Genomic DNA, 564 nt, shown 5'->3' with positions numbered 1-564 from the left:
TATAGGTGTGTTTGCCCGGATAATGACGGGGTTGGCAGCGGAGGCACCCGATAATCAGACCATCTCGATCGACGCGACCTACCTCAAAGCGCACCGCACTGCCTCAAGCCTGGGGCTTAAAAAGGGGGGCGTGGTCGTCTAATCGGTCAGACAAAGGGCGGCATGAACACCAAATTGCATGCTGTCACTGACACCAGCGGTCGCCCAATCCGCTTCTTCATAACCGCCGGTCAGGTCAGCGATTACACTGGTGCGGCGGCTTTGCTGAGCGGTTTACCAGATGCGGAATGGTTGCTCGCCGACAGGGGCTATGATGCCGATTGGTTCCGAGAAGCCTTAACAGACAGGGGCACAAAGCCTTGTATCCCTGGTCGCAAGTCACGCAATAAGACCGTTCGATACGACAAGCGCCGTTACAAACGCCGCAACAGGATCGAACGCATGTTTGGCAGGCTTAAAGACTGGCGACGCGTCGCAACCCGCTATGACCGATGTCCCAAAGTATTTCTGTCAGCGATCGCCCTCGCTGCAACCGTCATATTCTGGTTATGAGTCCTGAACCTA

The 564-nt window shown here is 55.7% G+C and carries 1 pseudogene; it reads left to right on the top strand.

What is annotated here, in order from left to right:
• Positions 1-552 (top strand): annotated as a pseudogene (locus tag PFRI_RS17765) (IS5 family transposase); the annotation flags it as partial.
• Positions 553-564: the final 12 nt, after the last annotated feature.

The organism is Planktotalea frisia (assembly GCF_001890925.1).
Lineage (GTDB): Bacteria > Pseudomonadota > Alphaproteobacteria > Rhodobacterales > Rhodobacteraceae > Planktotalea > Planktotalea frisia.
Note: the sequence above shows the minus strand (reverse complement) of the source record. Positions and strands in the feature narration are given on the sequence as shown.